Raw genomic sequence first — 504 nt, 5'->3', positions numbered from 1 at the left:
CCCTAGTGAAACATGCGCCAGGGCCGTATTTCCCTTGAATCCCCCGCTGCCATGAACCTGCCGCCCTCCCGCGCGCCCCGCGCCCTGATCGCCGAAGACGAACCGCTGCTGGCCGCCGCCCTGCGCCAGGAGCTGGCCCGGGCCTGGCCGGACCTTCAGATCGCCGCCACCGTGGGCGACGGGCTCGCGGCCGTGCAGCAGGCGCTGGACCTGCGGCCCGACGTGCTGCTGTTCGACATCCGCATGCCGGGCCAGAGCGGCCTGGAGGCGGCCGCCGAGCTGGCCGACGCCTGGCCGGCCGACACGCCCTTTCCCGCGCTGGTGTTCGTGACCGCCTACGACCAGTACGCCGTGCAGGCCTTCGAGGCCCAGGCCGTGGACTACCTGCTCAAGCCCGTGCAGCCCGAGCGGCTGCGCAAGGCCGTCCAGAAGCTGCAGGCCACCCTCGCACGGCAGGCCGCGCCCGCCGCGCTGGACTTCGAGGCCACGCTGGCCCGCCTGCGC

1 protein-coding gene is annotated in these 504 nt (G+C 74.0%); it reads left to right on the top strand.

Features of this window, described 5'->3' with window-relative positions; all coding sequences use genetic code 11:
• Positions 1-51 precede the first annotated feature (51 nt).
• Positions 52-504, top strand: a 453-nt coding sequence (locus AC27KI_RS27110; protein WP_487117012.1) for a LytR/AlgR family response regulator transcription factor, incomplete at its 3' end; no start/stop codon positions are given.

This window comes from Acidovorax sp. KPB24-03 (assembly GCF_057546605.1).
The sequence above is the reverse complement of the archived record's forward strand: the minus strand, read 5'-3'. Positions and strand labels throughout refer to the sequence as shown.